The sequence below is a fragment of the Vibrio sp. CDRSL-10 TSBA genome, assembly GCA_039696685.1.
Classification (GTDB): domain Bacteria; phylum Pseudomonadota; class Gammaproteobacteria; order Enterobacterales; family Vibrionaceae; genus Vibrio.
Window position 1 is genome coordinate 643337 of record CP155566.1, and the last position, 20194, is coordinate 663530.

General features: G+C 50.7%; 18 protein-coding genes, 2 pseudogenes and 1 other annotated feature. Of the genes and pseudogenes, 16 read left to right on the forward strand and 4 right to left on the reverse strand.

The annotated features are described in order from the left end of the window. Window positions 1-75 precede the first annotated feature (75 nt). Together arcB and ABDK09_10445 are read left to right on the forward strand one after the other, a co-directional pair. Window positions 76-2421, forward strand: coding sequence for an aerobic respiration two-component sensor histidine kinase ArcB (arcB, locus tag ABDK09_10440; protein ID XAW89958.1), 2346 nt, complete (start codon window positions 76-78; stop codon window positions 2419-2421). Window position 2422: 1 nt separating this feature from the next. Next, window positions 2423-2869 carry a hypothetical protein gene (locus ABDK09_10445; GenBank protein ID XAW89959.1) on the forward strand — a complete coding sequence of 149 codons (447 nt, stop codon included), beginning with the start codon at window positions 2423-2425 and terminating at the stop codon, window positions 2867-2869. 109 nt (window positions 2870-2978) lie between these two features. On the opposite strand, the gene arcA is transcribed toward ABDK09_10445, so the two are convergent. After that, complete coding sequence (gene arcA, locus ABDK09_10450; GenBank protein XAW89960.1) at window positions 2979-3695, reverse strand: two-component system response regulator ArcA; 717 nt, start codon at window positions 3693-3695, stop codon at window positions 2979-2981. Window positions 3696-4014: 319 nt separating this feature from the next. On the opposite strand from arcA, the gene ABDK09_10455 reads away from it, so the two are divergent. Then, entirely contained in the window at window positions 4015-4404 is a 390-nt protein-coding gene (locus tag ABDK09_10455; GenBank protein XAW89961.1) for a DUF3293 domain-containing protein, read from the forward strand. Window positions 4405-4492: 88 nt separating this feature from the next. Continuing rightward, a complete protein-coding gene (locus ABDK09_10460; protein ID XAW90720.1) occupies window positions 4493-4984 on the forward strand; it encodes a putative 4-hydroxy-4-methyl-2-oxoglutarate aldolase in 492 nt (163 codons plus the stop codon). Window positions 4985-4996: 12 nt separating this feature from the next. On the opposite strand, the gene ABDK09_10465 is transcribed toward ABDK09_10460, so the two are convergent. Next, a complete protein-coding gene (locus ABDK09_10465; GenBank protein ID XAW89962.1) occupies window positions 4997-5461 on the reverse strand; it encodes a hypothetical protein in 465 nt (154 codons plus the stop codon). 295 nt (window positions 5462-5756) lie between these two features. Further along, window positions 5757-5875 (forward strand) — a sequence feature (Thr leader region). A 31-nt stretch (window positions 5876-5906) separates the two neighbouring features. Between ABDK09_10465 and thrA the strand changes: the two are divergent. The 3 genes and pseudogenes from thrA to thrC all read left to right on the forward strand — a co-directional run bounded on the left by thrA (window position 5907) and on the right by thrC (window position 10624). Then, a pseudogene (gene thrA / locus ABDK09_10470) lies at window positions 5907-8367 on the forward strand (bifunctional aspartate kinase/homoserine dehydrogenase I). 18 nt (window positions 8368-8385) lie between these two features. Beyond that, entirely contained in the window at window positions 8386-9342 is a 957-nt protein-coding gene (gene thrB, locus ABDK09_10475) for a homoserine kinase (protein XAW89963.1), read from the forward strand. Further along, window positions 9339-10624, forward strand: a pseudogene (gene thrC / locus ABDK09_10480) (threonine synthase). Before thrB ends, thrC begins: the two are co-directional and overlap by 4 nt. 135 nt (window positions 10625-10759) lie before the next feature. Here thrC and grcA read toward each other — a convergent pair. Continuing rightward, on the reverse strand, window positions 10760-11137 hold the full coding sequence (gene grcA / locus ABDK09_10485; protein XAW89964.1) for an autonomous glycyl radical cofactor GrcA: 378 nt from the start codon (window positions 11135-11137) through the stop codon (window positions 10760-10762). A gap of 326 nt (window positions 11138-11463) precedes the next feature. Here grcA and nfo point away from each other — a divergent pair, with 326 nt between their 5' ends. The 4 genes from nfo to ABDK09_10505 all read left to right on the forward strand — a co-directional run bounded on the left by nfo (window position 11464) and on the right by ABDK09_10505 (window position 14127). Continuing rightward, on the forward strand, window positions 11464-12339 hold the full coding sequence (nfo, locus tag ABDK09_10490) for a deoxyribonuclease IV (GenBank protein XAW89965.1): 876 nt from the start codon (window positions 11464-11466) through the stop codon (window positions 12337-12339). Window positions 12340-12531: 192 nt separating this feature from the next. Beyond that, entirely contained in the window at window positions 12532-12684 is a 153-nt protein-coding gene (locus ABDK09_10495) for a hypothetical protein (protein XAW89966.1), read from the forward strand. Between the two features lie 100 nt (window positions 12685-12784). Next, complete coding sequence (gene ung, locus ABDK09_10500; protein ID XAW89967.1) at window positions 12785-13462, forward strand: uracil-DNA glycosylase; 678 nt, start codon at window positions 12785-12787, stop codon at window positions 13460-13462. Between the two features lie 113 nt (window positions 13463-13575). Beyond that, window positions 13576-14127, forward strand: coding sequence for a hemerythrin domain-containing protein (locus ABDK09_10505; protein XAW89968.1), 552 nt, complete (start codon window positions 13576-13578; stop codon window positions 14125-14127). Window positions 14128-14218: 91 nt separating this feature from the next. On the opposite strand, the gene ABDK09_10510 is transcribed toward ABDK09_10505, so the two are convergent. Then, window positions 14219-14398, reverse strand: coding sequence for a DUF3545 family protein (locus ABDK09_10510; protein XAW89969.1), 180 nt, complete (start codon window positions 14396-14398; stop codon window positions 14219-14221). 695 nt (window positions 14399-15093) lie between these two features. On the opposite strand from ABDK09_10510, the gene ABDK09_10515 reads away from it, so the two are divergent. The 5 genes from ABDK09_10515 to ABDK09_10535 all read left to right on the forward strand — a co-directional run bounded on the left by ABDK09_10515 (window position 15094) and on the right by ABDK09_10535 (window position 19835). Continuing rightward, the gene (locus tag ABDK09_10515) at window positions 15094-16518 is read left to right on the forward strand and encodes a sodium:alanine symporter family protein (protein XAW89970.1); all 1425 of its coding nucleotides are present in this window, start codon (window positions 15094-15096) and stop codon (window positions 16516-16518) included. 131 nt (window positions 16519-16649) lie between these two features. Beyond that, window positions 16650-17426, forward strand: coding sequence for a peroxide stress protein YaaA (gene yaaA / locus ABDK09_10520; GenBank protein ID XAW89971.1), 777 nt, complete (start codon window positions 16650-16652; stop codon window positions 17424-17426). 23 nt (window positions 17427-17449) lie between these two features. Further along, the gene (locus ABDK09_10525) at window positions 17450-17587 is read left to right on the forward strand and encodes a DUF5363 family protein (GenBank protein XAW89972.1); all 138 of its coding nucleotides are present in this window, start codon (window positions 17450-17452) and stop codon (window positions 17585-17587) included. Beyond that, window positions 17562-18383 (forward strand): TatD family hydrolase, encoded by an 822-nt coding sequence (locus tag ABDK09_10530; protein XAW89973.1) that lies wholly within the window; start codon window positions 17562-17564, stop codon window positions 18381-18383. Before ABDK09_10525 ends, ABDK09_10530 begins: the two co-directional genes overlap by 26 nt. Before the next feature lie 186 nt (window positions 18384-18569). Further along, on the forward strand, window positions 18570-19835 hold the full coding sequence (locus tag ABDK09_10535; protein XAW89974.1) for a NupC/NupG family nucleoside CNT transporter: 1266 nt from the start codon (window positions 18570-18572) through the stop codon (window positions 19833-19835). Window positions 19836-20194 lie beyond the last annotated feature (359 nt).

Sequence of the window (20194 nt, forward strand, 5' to 3'; positions counted from 1 at the left end):
ACACGTTAGACTAGTCACTGCGGGCAATGGCCCCGTGCGGCCTCAAGCCGTCGAATTTTTGCTGCGGAGCATTGAATGAAACCGATGAAGAATCTCGCTCAGTATTACGTTGACCTGTTGGTGAAGCTGGGCATTTTACGTTTTTCTATTTTGCTGGCGCTGGCCCTGGTTGCGCTGGCGGTGGTGGTGCAGGTCGGGATCACCCTGGCTCTGAATGGCTATGTCGACGATATCGACATTGTACGCTCGGTGTTTTTCGGCCTGCTGATCACGCCATGGGCGGTCTATTTCCTCTCCGTGGTGGTCGATCAACTGGAAGAGTCACGCCAGCGCTTATCTAAACTGGTGTCGAAGCTGAAAGACATGCGCTCCCGTGACCAGGAGCTCAATCAGAAGCTGCAGCTGAACATCGTCAAGCTTAACCAGGAGATCGAAGAGCGCATCAAAGCGGAAGAAGCGCGCGAGATGGCGATGGCTGATCTGGAAAATGAGGTGTTTCAGCGTGAGAAAACTCAGATGGAACTGGCTGAGCGGACCGCGCTGCTGCGCTCGTTCATCGATGCTTCGCCGGATTTGATCTACTACCGTAACGCCAAAGGCGAATTCTCCGGCTGTAACCGCGCGATGGAAGAGCTGACCGGCAAACGCGAAAGCGATCTGGTCGGTCTGACGCCGTGGGATGTGTACCGCAAAGAGATCGCCCAGTCGATCGTCGAAACCGACCAGGAAGTGTTCCAGAATAACCGATCGCTGACCTATGAGCAGTGGCTGGAATACCCGGACGGCCGCAAGAATTACTTCGAGCTGCGTAAAGTGCCGTTTTACAGCAAAGAGGGCCGCCACCTCGGGCTGGTTGGCTTCGGGCGCGACATCACCGAACGCAAGCGCCATGAAGAATCGCTCGAGAAAGCCAGCCGTGACAAAACCACCTTTATTTCCACCATCAGTCATGAGCTGCGCACCCCGCTGAACGGTATTGTCGGCCTGAGCCGCATGCTGCTTGATACGCCGCTTGACCCGGATCAGCGCAAGCATATGCAGACCATTAACGTCAGTGCGGTAACTCTGGGCAATATCTTTAACGATATCATCGATATGGATAAGTTCGACCGGCGTAAACTGGAGCTGTTCCCGGCGCCGCTCAGCTTTGAAGAGTTCGTGGTTGAGCTGGAAAGTCTGTCGGCTCTGATGGCGGAGCAGAAAGGACTGCGTTTCGATCTGGAACGTCTCACCGATCTGCCTGCGCTGGTTGAAGTGGATGCGACCCGCCTGCGTCAGGTGCTGTGGAACCTGATCAGCAATGCGATGAAGTTTACCAAAGAGGGCGGGGTAGTCATGACCGTCAGCGCCGATATTGAAGATGGTCAGGCGTACATCGTGATGGACATTGAAGATACCGGCATCGGCATTCCGGAAGCGGAACTGGATAAGATTTTTGCCATGTACTATCAGGTCAAATCCGGCAAAGACAACCTGCATGCCGTCGGCACCGGTATCGGCCTCGCAGTATCACGTCAGCTGATTAATCTGATGGGCGGTGACATCACGGTCAGCAGCGAAGAGGGCTTTGGCAGCACCTTTACCGTCAGCATCTGTGTGCCGCTGGCACAAGAGAGTGAGCCGCAGCACAGCCCGGTTGAGCATAAGAGCCTGAATATCTTTATGGTCGAAGATATTGAGCTCAACATTACCGTGGCGCGTTCGCTGCTGGAAAGTCTGGGGCATACCGTGTCGGTGGCGATGACCGGCGAAGAGGCCAAACAGAAATTCGATCCTGCAGCCTTTGATCTCGCCTTCCTGGATATCCAGCTGCCGGACATGACCGGTTTTGACGTTGCCCAGTATTACCGCGCAACTTACCCTCAGCTGCCGCCGCTGGTGGCACTGACTGCTAATGTGCTGAAAGACAAAGCCGAATATCAGCGCAAAGGCATGGATGAAGCCATCAGTAAGCCATTGTCTGTGAAGGCGGTGCAAGAAGTCATCAATAAACTGGTTTATCAGCACACGGAAGTTCCCCAGGAGACTAATATGCCGACAGAAGCGCCGCAGGATGGCCATGATGAATTGTATAACCGTCTGCTCGATCTGAGTATGCTCGAGTCATATGTTGAGATTGTCGGCCCGCAGCCGGTGCTCGACAGCATTGAGATGTTTGAGCAGATGATGCCGGAATACATCGAGATCCTCGACTCCAATATGGTGGCCAAAGATCAGGACGGTATCGTTTCGGAAGCGCACAAGATCAAAGGCGCTGCAGGTTCCATTGGTCTGAAACACATTCAAAGTGTGGCGCAGAAAGCGCAGTCGCCGGATGCGCCGGCCTGGTGGGAGAACATTGAAGACTGGGTCGATGAAATAAAAAACGAGTACCTGAATGACATTGAGGTACTAAAACAGTGGTTAGCGCAAAGGAGATAACATGAAGAAATGGCTTTTAATGTTGGCGACCTTAGGTTTAGTCGCCTGTTCGACCCCGAATGTGAACTGGCACCAGGGTAACCTGGCCATGATTGAACAAACGGCGATTCAGCTCGAGAGTAATCTCTGGACCGATCAGATGCCTAAAGTCGGTGCCGGTGCGCAAAGCCAGAATCTGAACGGGACTTTGCGCCTGGAAACGTCCGATCAACTGCCGGCCGATCTGACGGTCAGTGAGGTGGTGATTAAACAGGGTGATTCGACGTGGATCATTGACGGTGACATGGTTGAGCTGCGCACTGAGAGTGATAACCGCTGGGAAGTGGTGTTCCAGAGCAGCAGTGAAGTCAATATCGACCGCAGCGTCAGTGTGGCGCTGGGTCTGAGCGACAGTCAGGGCGAGATCTGGCTGGTGCAGCACAAAGTGAGTATTGATAAAGTTTACTAAGCTTGTCGGTTGGCGTGGCCAACAAAAAAGCCTCTGCGCGGGCAGAGGCTTAGACAATTTGTTGCGTTATGGTGGCTGAGAAGATTATCGACTCAGTCAGGCTGGACGCTTACTCTTCCAGATCACCACAGAAGCGGTAACCTTCGCCGTGGATAGTGGCGATGATTTCCGGCGTACCGGTTACCGATTCGAAGTGTTTACGAATGCGGCGGATGGTCACGTCGACCGTACGGTCATGTGGTTTCAGCTCACGACCGGTCATTTTCTTCAGCAGATCGGCACGAGTCTGGATCTTGCCCGGGTTTTCACAGAAGTGCAGCAGGGCACGGAATTCTGAACGTGGCAGCTTGTAGCTGTCGCCGTCAGGATTGATCAGTGAACGGCTGTTGATGTCGAGAACCCAACCGTTGAATTCGTATTTCTCAACCGAGCGTTTTTCTTCGTGGCTGCTGCTGGCGTTCATAGAGCGGCTTAGCAGGTTACGGGCACGAATAGTCAGCTCGCGTGGGTTGAACGGTTTAGTGATGTAGTCATCTGCACCGATTTCCAGGCCAAGAATCTTGTCAACTTCATTGTCGCGACCTGTCAGGAACATCAGGGCTACATCCGCTTGCTCACGTAGTTCGCGAGCCAGCAGCAGACCATTTTTGCCTGGCAGGTTGATATCCATAATCACCAAATTAATGGCGTTATCGGTCAGCACATGGTGCATCTCTTCACCGTTACTGGCCTCAAAAACAGCGTAGCCCTCTGCTTCAAAAATACTCTTCAGAGTGTTACGAGTCACCTGCTCGTCTTCAACGATAAGAATCTGCGGGGTTTGCATTGGCGGTACCTAAACTTGTGAAAAAAATGTGCTAATAGAACTTATTCTAGGCAAAAACATAACATACAAGTAATTTTATGTTGATAATAAACCAAAGATTTTCGTGATTATGCTGACTTTGGCTGCCCGCCTTCCATGGATAACACTAGCAATTGAGATCCAATATCCCACTGGTTCTACTAGTCTTTAAAACGAATTCTATAATGTTAACAGCTTGCTAACAACGGCCTGATGTTAATTCCAACAACTTTGTTGATTTATATCAAGGGTTGAAATGTAACAGATATGAATAGTAATAACGAGTTGTAAAAAGACGAGAATGAGCACTATCGACCCAAGATTATGGCAGGCTTACCAAAATGTCTGTTTTTGCTTTGAAAACGAGACGTTATTTGCTTCTTTTGCGGTAATTACCGCATGGAACCCGAAAAGTATTCGGTTGTCAGACAGTGAGAATTGCGTAAATAATCTACGTTTACAGCAAACCATAGCCAACTATGATTGGAGTAGAGTCCGGGTCGGCGACCCAAGATTTGAGTGGTTTGAAGACAGTTTTGCCGTAGAGATGCCTTTAGCTGCGGCGCTGCAGCTGGCCACTGAGTTTGGCCAGAATGCGATTTACTATGTCAGCGACGGCGAGTTGTGGCTGCACGCTTGTGCGCCTCATCAGGCGTATTGCCTGGGCCAGCTGCGCGATAAGTTATCTTAAGACTAATAGCCTTAAGACAAATAGCCATAAGAGACATAATCTTAAGACAAATAACCATAATAAGCCCAACAAGAATCATGGAGGAATGATGAGAGATATAACACCGGATATTTGTGATAAATACCAATCCAAGGTCACGCTGCTTGAGTTGCCACTGCAAAACTTTGGCATGCGCAGTGCGTTCTGGGGCGAGATTGTCACTGTACGTTGCTACCATGATAATTCTAAAGTCAAAGAAGTACTGAGCCGTAACGGTAAGGGCAAAGTGCTGGTGGTTGATGGCCACGGTTCGTGCCGCAAAGCGCTGATGGGCGATCAGATTGCCATCAGTGCGATTGAAAATGAATGGGAAGGGGTGATCATCAATGGTGCGGTGCGTGATGTGGTGACCATGTCGCAGATCGATTTAGGGATTAAAGCGCTGGCCGCCTGTCCTTTCAAAACCGAGAAACGCGGTGCCGGAGATATCAACGTCAGCCTCAATATCCACAATCAGATGATTCATCCGGGCGATTACATTTATGCTGACTGGAACGGAGTGCTGATCTCCCAGCACGAACTGGATTTAAGCGCTCTTTAAGCCTGATTGGCGTCAGAAGCGAAAGCCGATGCCGACCTCAATACCTTGCTGCCACTGCTGATAATCCAGTGTGGCACGCAGGTCGAGGTTGTCTGACAGACGTAGGCTGCTGGAGAGTTCGGCTGAAAGGGAGTCATTGCCTTTCTTGTTATCATCATCACTGCGGTTGAGGGAGTAAACGGTACTTTTCACCGATACCCGCTCGGTCAGTTGATAACGCACGCCGCTGAGAAAACCATTTTCTCCGCCGTTAATTGAAGAATTGACCCGGGCGCCGACATACAGGTCGACGTCGCGAAAAATGTTGTACATGTAGCCACCATCAATCACCCAGCTGTCAAAGCCCTGGTTGTCCTGTTCGGTGGTGAAAAACATGTTGTGTGGTGAGGTGACCTGCTGCGATGGCAGGGAGGGAAGGGTGACGGCTTGCGCAGACACGGCGAAGGCGAGGCACAATATGCCGAGAATGACTTTCATTCGTCCCTCCTTATAATTTTTATCGTTGTCTGCTGTCCACTGCACTGCGTTTAAGTAAAGCACAAAATCGGCGGGGCTGCCGAAGAAATAATCTGATTCTGAATCATCAACCTAGCGTCTGCCCGCCCGGGCCATAAAGCAGTCATATGAATCATGATGATTTAAAGCTTTAGGCGATAATTTTGAAAAAGAGGCCAAAAAATCAAATTTTTCGTTGACTCTTTAAGCAAAAATAGGTTAAACGTAAGGGAACGCAAACACACGACTTACGCAAGAATTCATATGTTTACTAACAGCCTAGTAGTAATGACCACCACCATTATTATTACCGACATTACGCATGTTGGGGCAGGCTGCTGAGCGTAAAATTTTCGAAAAAAGGCCTGTACCCCAACCGGTACAGGCCTTTTTTTATACCAGTTTTTTACAATATTCGGAGGAAGGGATGCGAGTATTAAAGTTTGGAGGTTCATCGTTAGCTGATGCTGACCGTTTTTTGAGAGCGGCCGATATCATTGCCAACAATGCACAACAAGAAGAAGTGGCAGTGGTACTTTCAGCACCGGGTAAAACCACCAACAAGCTGGTGGCAGTGATTGAAAATGCACTGCGCAACGGCGAAGCTGAACTCCAGGTCGCAGAACTGGAAACGTCATTTCATGAGCTGTTTGAAGCGATTAAAGCGGTATTACCGAATATCGATGGCAAAGACTTCGAGCAGCAGGTCAGCACAGCCATGGCGCAACTGCGTCAGTATGTGCACGGTATGAGCCTGCTCGGCACTTGCCCAGATTACGTTAATGCCCGCATCATCAGTAAAGGTGAGCGCATTTCTATCCAGCTGATGAAAGCGGTGATGGAAGCGAAGGGCCTGGCCGCCAACCTGATTGACCCGGTGCAGTACCTGCTGGCGAAAGGGGATTACCTGGAAGCCATGGTGGATGTTGATGCTTCCACTCAGCGCTTTAAGCAGAACCCGCTCCCGGCCAACCACGTAAACATCATGCCTGGCTTTACTGCCGGTAATAAAAAAGGTGAGTTGGTGTGTCTGGGCCGCAACGGTTCTGACTACTCGGCGGCGGTACTAGCGGCTTGTCTGCGTGCTGATTGCTGTGAAATCTGGACCGATGTCGACGGTGTTTACAACTGTGACCCGCGTCTGGTCGACGATGCACGTCTGCTCAAATCACTCAGCTACCAGGAAGCGATGGAATTGTCTTACTTCGGTGCGTCCGTTCTGCACCCGAAAACCATCGCTCCGATTGCCCAGTTCCATATCCCTTGTCTGATCAAAAACAGCTTTAACCCGCAAGGTCCGGGCACGCTGATTGGCCAGGATACCGGTGAAGACAAGCTGGCAATTAAAGGCATCACTACCCTTAACGATCTGACCATGGTCAACGTCTCCGGTCCGGGAATGAAGGGCATGGTTGGCATGGCGAGCCGCGTGTTCGGCGCTATGTCTGCTGCGGGTGTGTCGATTGTGCTGATCACTCAGTCTTCTTCTGAGTACAGCATCAGCTTCTGTATTGAAGCGCAGCACAAAGCGCTGGCCCAACAGGCGCTGGCCGAGTCGTTCGAGCTGGAACTGAAAGATGGCCTGCTTGAGCCGGTTGAGTTTATCGATGACCTGTCGATCATCACGCTGGTGGGTGATGGCATGCGCACGACGCGCGGTGTGGCGTCACAATTCTTCGCTTCACTGACTGAAGCGCACGTCAACATCGTGGCGATTGCCCAGGGCTCGTCTGAGCGTGCGATCTCGGCGGTGATCCCGGAAGATAAAGTGTCGCTGGCAATCAAATCGTGCCACGAAAACCTGTTCAACTCGAAACACTTCCTCGATGTGTTTGTGGTCGGTGTCGGCGGTGTCGGCGGCGAACTGGTCGATCAGATCCATCGTCAGCAAGCCAAACTGGCCGATAAAGGCATCGTGATCCGCGTGTGCGGTCTGGCTAACAGCAAAGGCCTGCTGCTGGACAGTGAAGGTCTGCCGCTGGATCATTGGCGTGACCGCATGACAGATGCATCGGAAGAGTTCTCACTGGCGCGTCTGATTGCCCTGGTGCAACGCAACCACATCATTAACCCGGTGCTGGTGGACTGTACGTCAAGCGATGAGATTGCCAGCCAGTATGCTGACTTCCTGTCGGCCGGTTTCCACGTGGTGACACCGAACAAGAAAGCCAATACGGCCAGCATGGCGTACTACCATCAACTGCGTGAAGTGGCGCGCCACTCACGTCGTAAACTGATGTACGAGACCACAGTGGGTGCCGGTCTGCCGGTCATTGAAAACCTGCAAAACCTGATTGCGGCCGGTGACGAACTGGAGAAATTCAACGGTATTCTGTCTGGTTCTCTGTCGTTTATCTTCGGTAAACTCGATGAAGGGCTTTCTTTCAGTGAAGCCACCACAGTCGCCAAAGAGAAAGGTTTTACTGAGCCGGATCCGCGTGATGACCTGTCCGGTATGGATGTGGCGCGTAAGCTGCTGATCCTGGCGCGTGAAGCGGGCATGGTTCTGGAGCTGGCGGATGTTAACGTCGAGCAGGCTCTGCCACCGGGCTTTGATGCTTCAGGCAGTGTGGAAGATTTTATGGCACGTCTGCCGCAGGCGGATGCGTACTTCAAGTCGCTGTGTGATGAAGCGGCTAAAGAGGGCAAAGTGCTGCGTTACGTCGGTGAGATCAGCGAAGGCAAGTGTCACGTTCGTATTGCGGTTGCCGATGAAAACGATCCAATGTTTAAGATCAAGGATGGCGAGAAACGCGCTGGCATTCTACAGCCGTTACTATCAACCAATTCCTCTGGTACTGCGCGGCTACGGCGCGGGTACCGAAGTAACTGCCGCCGGTGTATTTGCCGATGTGATGCGTACTTTAGGCTGGAAATTAGGGGTTTAATCAATGAGTTCAAGTGATATGAGTGTCGTCGTTTATGCTCCGGCATCGATTGGTAATGTCAGTGTCGGTTTTGATGTGCTGGGGGCCGCAGTGTCCCCGGTGGACGGCACTCTGCTCGGCGACCGTGTGATGGTCAAAGCGGGCAGCGAAGCGTTTACTCTGCACACGGCAGGTAACTTTGTGTCTAAATTGCCGATCGATCCGAAAGAGAATATCGTTTACGACTGCTGGACTGTGTTTGCCCGTGAACTGGACAAAAAGCACATTGCACTCAAACCGCTCGAAATGACACTGGAAAAGAACATGCCGATCGGGTCTGGTCTGGGTTCCAGTGCCTGTTCTATCGTGGCCGCGCTTGATGCGCTGAACCGTTTTCACGGTCAGCCGCTGAATGAAACTGAGCTGCTGGCGCTGATGGGTGAAATGGAAGGTAAAATTTCCGGCGGTATCCACTATGACAATGTGGCGCCATGCTATCTGGGCGGCGTGCAGCTGATGCTGGAAGAGCTGGGTATCATCAGCCAGGAAGTGCCGTGTTTTGATGACTGGTACTGGGTGATGGCGTATCCCGGCATTAAGGTCTCCACGGCCGAAGCGCGCGCGATTCTGCCGGCGCAGTATCGCCGTCAGGATATTATTGCTCATGGCCGTTATCTGGCCGGCTTTATTCACGCTTGCCATACCGGTCAGCCTGAACTGGCGGCAAAAATGATCAAAGACGTGATCGCAGAGCCGTATCGTGAGAAACTGCTGCCTGGCTTTGCGCAGGCGCGTCAATACGCGACCTCTGCAGGCGCTCTGGCTACCGGTATCTCGGGCAGCGGCCCGACACTGTTTAGTGTCTGTAAAGATAAAGAAGTGGCCGAGCGTGTTGCGCGTTGGCTGGAACAAAATTACGTCCAAAATGAAGAAGGATTCGTGCATGTTTGTCGTCTCGACAAGCAGGGTTCGAAAGTGACAGGAAGTGAGCTATGAAGCTTTACAATATAAAAGAAAATGATGAACAAGTTTCCTTTGGCCAAGCCGTGCGCCAAGGGTTAGGCCGTAACCAGGGCCTGTTTTTCCCGTCGGAAACTGCCTAAGTTTGATGATATCGATGCACTGCTGGCAGAAGACTTTGTCGCTCGCAGCACCAAAATTCTGTCGGCACTGATTGGTGACGAACTGGCAGAAGATCAGGTCAATGCTATGGTCGATGCGGCATTCCAGTTCCCGGCACCAATTAAGTCGGTCAAAGACGGAGTGTACGCACTGGAGCTGTTTCATGGCCCGACACTGGCGTTCAAAGACTTCGGTGGTCGCTTTATGGCGCAATCACTGGCAGCAGTCTCTGACGGCGGTAAGATCACCATCCTGACCGCAACTTCCGGTGATACCGGCGCAGCCGTTGCGCACGCGTTTTACGGTATGGAAGACATCAATGTCGTGATCCTGTACCCGAAAGGCAAGATCAGCCCGCTGCAGGAAAAACTGTTCTGTACCCTGGGTAAGAATATCCATACTGTAGCGATCAACGGTGACTTCGATGCCTGTCAGGCATTGGTGAAAAAAGCCTTTGATGATGCTGAGCTGCGTAAACAGATCGGTCTGAACTCGGCAAACTCAATCAACATCAGTCGTCTGATGGCGCAGATCTGCTACTACTTCGAAGCAGCGGCGCAGCTGAGCAAAGCAGAGCGTGAAAACCTGGTTATCTCGGTACCAAGCGGTAACTTTGGTAACCTGACTGCCGGCCTGCTGGCCAAAGCACTGGGTCTGCCAATCAAGCGCTTTATCGCGGCAACGAATGCCAATGATACTGTGCCGCGTTACCTGGAAACCGGTAAATGGGATCCGAAGCCGACGGTTGCGACTACCTCAAACGCGATGGACGTCAGCCAGCCAAACAACTGGCCGCGCATCGAAGAGTTGTGCCGCCTGAAAGACTGGGGTCTGGAAACTCTGGGTAAAGGCGCAGTGCTGGATAACGAAAGTGCTGAATCGGTTAAAGAGCTGCACGCACTGGGTTACCTGTGTGAGCCACACGGTGCAATCGCTTACCGCGTGCTGAATGAACAGCTGCAACCGGGTGAAACTGGCCTGTTTCCTGTGTACTGCGCATCCGGCGAAATTCAAAGAAGTGGTGGATGATATTCTGCAGTCAGATATCGAACTGCCGGCGCCTCTGGCCAAGCATGCAGCGATGGAGCTGCTGTCGGTGGATCTGGATAATGATTTCGACGCGCTGAAATCGCTGCTGGTTAACGTACAGCCTTAAGCGGCCGACGTTGAGCGACGGTGTGTTCCGTGTGAACAATCTGTCGTTGTGTCACAGTAAATAAAAAGCGGTGCCTGGGGCACCGCTTTTTTGCATCTGGGCTTTTTGGCCTGTAACGACCAATTTTATCTGAAATTACAGCGTTTCTGTAAAAGTACGCGCGATAACGTCGCGTTGCTGCTCTTGGGTCAGAGAGTTAAAACGCACTGCATAGCCGGAAACACGAATCGTCAGCTGTGGGTATTTGTCCGGATTTTCAACTGCATCCAGCAGGGTTTCGCGTTTCAGGACGTTGACGTTGAGGTGCTGACCGCCTTCGATGCGTGGTGTACGTTCAATCGCAATTTCACGGCTTTCGAACTGACCCAGTTTGTTTAAAGCGACCACCTGATCCGCTTGATAACCGGCTACAGCGGCAACGCAGCGCGCTTCATTGGCTTCATTATCGATTAGCCAAATGGAGTTAAGTAGGTCATCATTAGCGGCTTGAGTAATTTGGATACCTTGGATCATTACAATCTCCTAGTTCACTGATAGGGCATGAATGGTTGTTAATTTTCAATGCTGGCTGAGCTTGGTATTATATACCCAATATCCATACTTATAGTATTGATTTAGGTCAATAAACAACATAAAGCCACAATTTAATGGTGGTTAAAGTTTTGATTATGATCAACAAAGCGTTTTAAAACATAGAAATGCTTTTCTGGTCGTAGGTTTTTAAATTTATGTGAGGCCTTGATATGTAGTAATTTTACTACATATCAAGGTCCTGGCGTGTACTGCCTGACCCGACATCAGGCAGTTAGCAAGTAAAACTGAAAGTGTGTAGTGATTGAATGACAAACAGTAATACCAACCTGACCGCTAAATTTATCGGCGCGCATGTCTCGGCATCCGGCGGGGTCGATCAGGCTCCGTTGCGGGCGAAAGAGATCGGTGCCAACGCCTTTGCTCTGTTTACCAAGAACCAGCGTCAGTGGGTGGCCAAGCCGCTGGAAGCATCCACTATCCGGGCATTCAAAGCTAACTGTGCACGGCTGGGTTTTGCCGCTGAGCACATTTTGCCGCATGACTCTTATCTGATTAACCTGGGCGCACCGGAAGAAGAGAAACTCAATAAGTCGCGCGCTGCTTTTATTGACGAGATGGAGCGTTGCCAGCAACTGGGTCTGACGTTGCTCAACTTCCATCCCGGCAGTCATCTGAAACAGGTCAGTGAAAGTGAATGTCTGGCCACGATCGCTGAGTCAATCAATCTGGCCCATCAGGCGGTACCGGATGTGATTGCGGTGATTGAGAACACCGCAGGGCAAGGCACTAACCTGGGTTGGAAGTTTGAACATCTGGCGGAAATCATCGCGCAGGTGGAGGATAAATCGCGGGTCGGTGTGTGCTTAGATACCTGCCATACCTTTGCTGCCGGCTATGATCTGCGCAGTGCGGAAGCGTGCGAAGCAACCTTTGCTGAATTCGATCGCATTGTTGGTATGCACTATTTAAGGGCAATGCATATTAATGATTCAAAATCGGCCTACGGCAGCCGGGTAGACCGTCACCACTCGCTGGGGGCGGGAGAGATCGGCTGGAGCTGTTTTGAATACATCGCCAAAGATGCTCGTTTTAATGGTATCCCATTGATTTTAGAGACGATCGATCCGGAACTATGGGCAGATGAGATTCAGGCGCTGCGCCATTTTCATCAGCAGGCGTAAAATATTCGGCGAATTTCTCTATCTTGGCATTCTTCTTTCATTACATTTATATGTAGATGATGTTTCATCACTATGATTTGACCCATGCGCACTCGCCGTTGCGTGGCGCATGTTTGAATCGTTGATGTTTTAGCTAAAGCTTTAGCTAATGTTTTAACTAACACATAAAGACACATAAAGAAGGATGCCATTATGCAAGCAGTGACTCGTACCACGCTAACCGCTATTTCATGCGCTACGCTAACGACTATTTCACGCGCCGTGCCACGTATGCCGGTGCCAAACCGCCACGTGACCGGTCAGGGTCATCACCGTTCACCGCAACCGAGCAGACCCCATCATTAGCTGATGCTTTGGAGCCACACTGAGCCATCGCCGACTGCACTGACGTCTGAAGCAAAATCAGGTTACAATCACCTGCTCATTCAGACAGTAAGGAAGGTTTATGGCTCAGTCCCTGACGTGGCACGATGTAATCGGCAACGAAAAACAACAAGAGTATTTTCAGCACACACTGGCGTTTGTTGAAGCCGAGCGACAGGCCGGCAAAGTCATCTTTCCTCCCGCACACGATGTTTTTAACGCATTTCGTTTCACTGAGTTTGACCAGGTAAAAGTGGTGATTCTCGGTCAGGATCCTTATCACGGGCCAAATCAGGCTCACGGGTTATGCTTTTCTGTGCAACCCGGTATCAAAACACCGCCATCCCTGGTCAACATCTATAAAGAACTGGCGCAGGACATTCCCGGTTTTACCATCCCGGCACACGGCTATCTGAAAAGCTGGGCCGAACAGGGCGTATTGCTGCTCAACACGGTATTAACCGTCGAGCAGGGCAAGGCTCACTCACACGCCAAAACCGGCTGGGAAACCTTTACCGACCGCGTGATTGATGCGCTCAACCAGCATGGTGACGGCATTGTCTTTCTGTTGTGGGGCTCTCATGCGCAGAAAAAAGGCAGCATGATTGACCGTCAGCGCCATCATGTGCTGACCGCGCCGCACCCGTCGCCGTTATCTGCCCACCGTGGCTTTTTCGGCTCCGGACATTTTTCTAAAACCAATCAAATACTTGAGCAGCAAGGTTTAGCGCCAATCGACTGGCAGCCACACGCTGAGTGAGTTGGGTAAGATATCGCGTTCGGGCGATAATTGCGTTTTTTTCGACCAGAATCAAAGCGTGCCCCGGCTTCCTTATATACACTTACTTTAAGTAAGTGTACGGGAGACACACTATGATGATTGAGAGAATCAGACGCGAACACGGTTACATGACACGGCTACTGGCGATTTTGCGTAACAAGCTGCAATTGCTTAAGGATGAGCAGCCAATCAACTACAGCCTGGTCAAAGAGATCGTCGATTACCTGGCGACACATTCTGAAACGGTGCATCACCCGAAAGAAGATATTCTTTACCGCTATTACATGGACCATTACGGTGATAACCAATCGGTAGAGGATCTGGAGAAAGAGCACGTACGTCTGGCTGAGCAAACCCATGCGTTTGTCGATGTGGTTGAAATGATTCTGCAGGACGCGGTGGTGCCGCAGGATGTATTTATCGAAAAAATGGAAGGCTTTATTAGCGCCCAGCGTCGCCATATGGAGCTGGAAGAGCAGTCCATTTTACCGCTCATCAGTCGCACCTTTAACGTCGAAGACTGGCAGAAAGTGGAAGAGCAATGGAGCCAGAATGAGGATGATCCGGTGTTTGGTGAAACCATAGCCGATCGCTTCACTCAGCTGGCGCGCCGGGTACGTAAAAGCGAATCCGAATGCACCTGATTGGCTAAGGCCGTTTGGTTGTAGCCCGGCTACAGCCGGATACTAAAAAGGCACCCTAGGGTGCCTTTTACGTCTCACTGGTTAAACTACATCAAAGTTTGAGTTCATCAAGTTCCAGACATACGTCCATGTCGAGCAGCTCTTTTTCCAGACGCTTTTTATCGCGAATGGCTTCGATCTCCCGCCACATTCGTTTGGCCGGTTTCGCACGGGTAGTGCGAATCTTGGTGATTTCCCTATCCAACATTTCATCAAAGTGCAAGTCATCCATAATCAAGCCTCATTGTTGTTGTCATCTCGCCATGAGTGCTGTCTAAATAGCACGTTTAGCCTCAGGCTAACTTTGATTTATTTCTCATTTGTTGCGTTTCGATGAATATTAAATGTGGTTTTTGTCTGAAATTCACAATTCCCATCGATTGCGATGAGCAAAAAAGCAGCACTTGGAGTCACGCAAACGATAAAATGGTCTGGCAAGGTTGTTAAAAAGGTGTTGAAGAGTTCGTGCGACAATCTATGGTTGGTGGTTTTTTGTGCGCTTGATTTAAAATTATGACTTTTTACTGACAAAATAACGTCGCTCTGCGCCTTATCCCTTTATTCTCAATGGATGAGATTGATTTTATGCAACCAGGCTTTTATGCTGTGTTTTTATCCTGATATGTTGCGCAATTGCTGGTCTATTGTTCTGACTTTGTGTTGTTTTTGATTGGTAACGTGTTAATGGATGGTGATTGTATAGTAAAAAATAACAACAAAATGCGTATGGTTGCATATTGATTTTTGCTATTGCAGCCTGCATTATCCGCCCGTCAAAAATTCGCTGATTTATTCTACTGGTCATCCCGACCGCGGAAATCACAACAAACGTATGCCATAACTCTGATAATTTCGCTGTTTGCGAAGATACGTTTGTGGTGCTGACGATCGGCTCAGATTAGCGCAATCACTCTACGAGAGGTTCTTGTGACAGACTTAATTAATTTGATGAACGATCTGCTTTGGGGATCGATTCTGGTTTATCTGCTGGTGGGTGTGGGCATTTACTTCACACTGCGTTTAGGTTTCATTCAGTTCCGTCATTTCGGCCACATGTTCTCAGTACTGAAGAACAGCCGCAAAGAGGACAAAGCTGGTATTTCTTCTTTCCAAGCCCTTTGTACCAGTCTGGCTGCTCGTGTCGGTACAGGTAACATGGCGGGTGTCGCTGTGGCGCTGACCATGGGTGGTCCGGGTGCGATTTTCTGGATGTGGATGACGGCGATGCTGGGCATGGCGACCTCATTTGCAGAAAGCACTCTGGCGCAGCTGTACAAAACCCGTGATAAAGACGGCAACTACCGCGGTGGTCCGGCTTACTACATGGAAAAAGGCCTGGGCATGCGCTGGATGGGTGTCCTGTTCTCTATCTTCCTGATGATCGCGTTTGGTCTGGTATTCAACGCCGTACAGGCGAACTCGATCACTAACGCAATGACCACCGCATTTGGTTTTGAACCACTGCATATCGGTGTGGTGATTGTGATCCTGTCAGCGTTTGTTATCTTCGGTGGTATCCGTAAGATTGCCCGCACTGCAGAAATCATCGTACCGTTTATGGCACTGGCTTATGTCGGCATCGCGCTGTTCGTCATGGTGATGAACATTGAGAAGCTGCCAGCGGTACTGACTCTGGTTATCAAGAGTGCGTTCGGCTATGAACAGGCGGCGGCTGGTGGTCTGGGCTACGCGATTGCACAGGCAATGATCAATGGTGTGAAACGCGGTCTGTTCTCAAACGAAGCCGGTATGGGTTCTGCGCCTAACGCGGCAGCAACGGCAACGCCGTACCCGCCACACCCGGCTTCACAGGGTTATGTACAGATGCTGGGTGTGTTCGTTGACACCATCGTTATCTGTTCAGCGACTGTGGCTATCATTCTGATGTCTGGTGAATACGTGCCGCACGGCGATGTGACCGGTATCGAACTGACTCAGCGCGCACTGAGCTCGCAAGTGGGCAGCTGGGGTAGCATCTTTATCGCCATGGCGATCTTCTTCTTCGCCTTTACCTCAATCATCGCTAACTACTCATACGCTGAGACGAACCTTATCTTCCTTGAGCACAACAACAAGAAAGGTCTGGCTATCTTCCGTATTGTGTTCCTGGGTATGGTGATGTTTGGTTCACTGGCGACCCTGCCAACCGTATGGTCGATGGCAGACGTGTCGATGGGTATGATGGCGATTGTTAACCTGGTGGCGATTTTGCTGCTGTCTGGCATCGTGATTAAGCTGGCGAAAGACTACAACCGTCAGTTGAAAGCGGGCAAAGTGCCGACCTTTGATGCCAATGAATACCCTGAGCTGAAATCTCAGCTGGAAGACGGTATCTGGGATAACAATAAGTAATCGCAGGACAATCAGTCTTCAACAGCTCACGGTGATAAGATTGTACCGATAGCTATGATTGGAAAAGCCATGCAGACAATGCATGGCTTTTTTTGTAGGCTATAGCCAAAGAAAACAACTAGGATATGATTATGCTGATTGTGGTATCACCAGCCAAAACGCTTGACTATGAGTCACCGCTACCGAGTGAACGTTACACCCAGCCGGAGCTGACCGAGCATTCCAAGCAGCTGATTGAGGTTTGCCGCAAGCTGACCCCGGCCGACATCTCTGAGCTGATGAAGGTCAGTGATAAAATTGCCGGCCTCAACGTGGCACGCTTTGCCGAGTGGAGCGAAACATTTACCACTGATAACGCCCGTCAGGCTATCTTTGCGTTTAAAGGTGATGTCTACACCGGTCTGGAAGCGGAAACACTGAGCGAAGATGACCTGAGTTATGCCCAGAGCCATCTGCGCATGCTCTCTGGCCTTTACGGTCTGCTCAAGCCGCTTGATCTGATGCAGCCATACCGTCTGGAGATGGGCACCAAGTTGGCGAATGAACGCGGCAGCAACCTGTATCAGTTCTGGGGTAACATCATCACCGACAAGCTGAATGAGGCGCTCAGCGAGCAGGGCGATAATGTGTTGATCAATCTCGCGTCCAACGAGTACTTTAAGGCGGTGAAGCCGAAAGCGCTGGATGCACAGATCATCACTCCGGTATTCAAAGACTGCAAGAACGGTCAGTACAAGGTGATCAGCTTCTACGCTAAAAAAGCGCGTGGCATGATGGCACGCTATATTATTGAAAACCGCATTGAATCGGTGAAGCAGCTCGAAGCCTTTGATACGGCAGGCTACTATTTTGCCGCGGATGAATCGACGCCGACCGAACTGGTATTCAAACGCGAAGAGCAGGCTTAATTAACGCCGCAAGAGGGCAGAGTATGATGGCATGGTTTAAAAAGTGGCTGGCGCGTTATGATGCCTGGTGTGTCAGCATGGGACTGACGCCGGAGCAGAAACGCTGTTGTGTGCCGTATCGTAAAGACCCGGTCCATGAGCGCAGCCGTGACGACGCCTGAGTATCCGCTGTTTGATACTCACTGTCATTTTGATTTCGATGCCTTCGCGGCGCATTTTGCCGACGAACTGGCTTTGGCATCACAGCAGGGTGTGCAACGCATTCTGATCCCTTCTATCGGCCGGCAAAACTGGCAGCGGGTGGCGACACTCGCTGCTGATTATCCGGACCACATCTATTATGCACTGGGCTACCACCCTTATTTCTTAGCTTCGGCCGGTTTAAATCCGTTACATAACCTTGAGCTGGCGCTCGACGCCCGCAGTTCTTCCTGTGTCGCTGTGGGAGAAGTGGGGCTGGACGCTATGGTGGATATTGACGCCAAGGTGCAGGAAACGCTGTTACTCGGCCAACTGGCGTTAGCCCAAGCGGCAGGCTTGCCTGTCGTGCTGCACAGCCGCAAAACCCATAACCGTTTATTGCAACTGCTCAAGCAGACACGCTTTCAGGGCGGTGGCGTGTTACACGCGTTCTCCGGCAGTGAGCAGGAAGCGCGTCAGTTTATCGATCTGGGCTTTAAAATCGGTGTTGGCGGCGGAATTACCTATCCGCGCGCCAACAAAACCCGGCGTACCATTTCTGCTCTGCCACTTGAGCATTTAGTGCTCGAAACTGATGCGCCTGATATGCCTTTATGCGGATATCAGGGCCACAACAACCATCCCTGCCGTTTGCCTCTGGTATTGAACGAACTGGTTCTGCTGCGAAAAGAGGATAAGCAAACGGTTGCTAGTACAGTTTGGAAAAACAGCAATTTGCTCTTTTCTATTTGTGAAAGAATCCCAACGGAAATGTAGTACGATTGTCACATTTAGTGACAAAATGGTGATTAAAGTCACATATTGAAATGAACAAGCAGTGAATCTTATTAGAAAGTGTGAAGGGTGCATTACTTTATGGATCTAGGGGTGAGTATAATTGCCACGCTTTTGAGCTCCATTTTGTTACACGCCAACAATAAACTTATAAGGAAGTCATAAACTATGAGCCTGTTTATGAGCCTCATCGGTATGGCAGTACTGCTCGGCATCGCCCTGCTGCTGTCTGAAGACCGTAAAGCTATTAACTTTAGAACCGTGGGTGGCGCATTCGCTATCCAATTCGCACTGGGTGGTTTCGTTCTTTACGTCCCTTGGGGTCGTGATCTGCTGGCAAGCTTCACTGCTGGTGTTCAGAGCGTAATCGATTATGGTAAAGACGGTATCGGCTTCCTGTTCGGCAGCCTGGTTAACTTCTCAGTTGACGGTATCGGTTTTATCTTTGCTTTCCAGGTACTTCCTACCGTAATTTTCTTCTCAGCCCTGATCTCAGTTCTTTACTACCTGGGTATCATGCAGTGGGTTATTAAGATTCTGGGTGGTGGCCTGCAAAAAGCACTGGGCACTTCTCGTGCGGAATCTATGTCTGCAGCAGCAAACATTTTCGTTGGTCAAACTGAAGCACCGCTGGTGGTTCGTCCGTTTGTACCAAAAATGACACAGTCTGAGTTGTTCGCAGTGATGTGTGGTGGTCTGGCTTCGGTAGCGGGCGGTGTAATGGCCGGTTACGCAGCGATGGGTGTACCACTGGAGTATCTGGTTGCGGCGTCTTTCATGGCGGCACCGGGTGGTCTGCTGTTTGCAAAAATCATCAAACCTGAAACTGATGCTCCGGAAGAAGAACTGGGCAACGTAGACATCGACGGCGGCGACGACAAGCCTGCTAACGTGATTGATGCCGCCGCTGGTGGTGCTTCAATGGGTCTGCAACTGGCTCTGAACATCGGCGCGATGCTGTTGGCGTTTATCGGTCTGATCGCGCTGATTAACGGTATTCTGGGTGGCGTTGGTGGCTGGTTCGGTATGCCGCAACTGACTCTGGAACTGCTGCTGGGCTGGGTGTTCTCTCCACTGGCATTCGTGATTGGTGTGCCTTGGTCTGAAGCGACTCTGGCGGGCTCTTTCATTGGTCAGAAGATCGTGGTTAACGAATTTGTTGCTTACCTGAACTTTGTTCCTTACGTGGGCGAAAATGCGCAGGTACTGGCAACGACTGGCGCAGTGATGTCTGAGAAGACAGCAGCAATCATCTCGTTTGCTCTGTGTGGTTTTGCGAACCTGTCATCGATTGCGATTCTGCTGGGCGGCCTGGGTGGTATTGCACCTAACCGTCGTCACGACATCGCACGTTTCGGTATGAAAGCTGTGGCTGCTGGTACGCTATCTAACCTGATGGCAGCAACCATTGCTGGCTTCTTCCTGTCTTTCTAAGTCAGTCGAGAACCTATATATAGACGCCGTTTAAACATCACCCCGTAGCAAGAGATTGCTGCGGGGTTTTTTTTATTTATGGATTTATTTTTTATCTCAGGGCCGGAGAAAGAGCCGGGTGGACAGAAACGGACCCACCAGACCGGCGCCATTGGCGTATGGCGCGCCGGCCCGACAGAGGCTGATTTCCTCAGTCTGTTATTTTGAGATACAAACCGTTTGCTCCGGGCAGAGTGCTACAGTTTTGTTGTGAATATCTATACTGTGTAGGTCGGTAAGCATGGTGACAGGAGTTGTCATGCCCCGTCTCTACAGTACCTATACCCAAACAACTTGGAGTTGCAGCCAACACCGCTGCA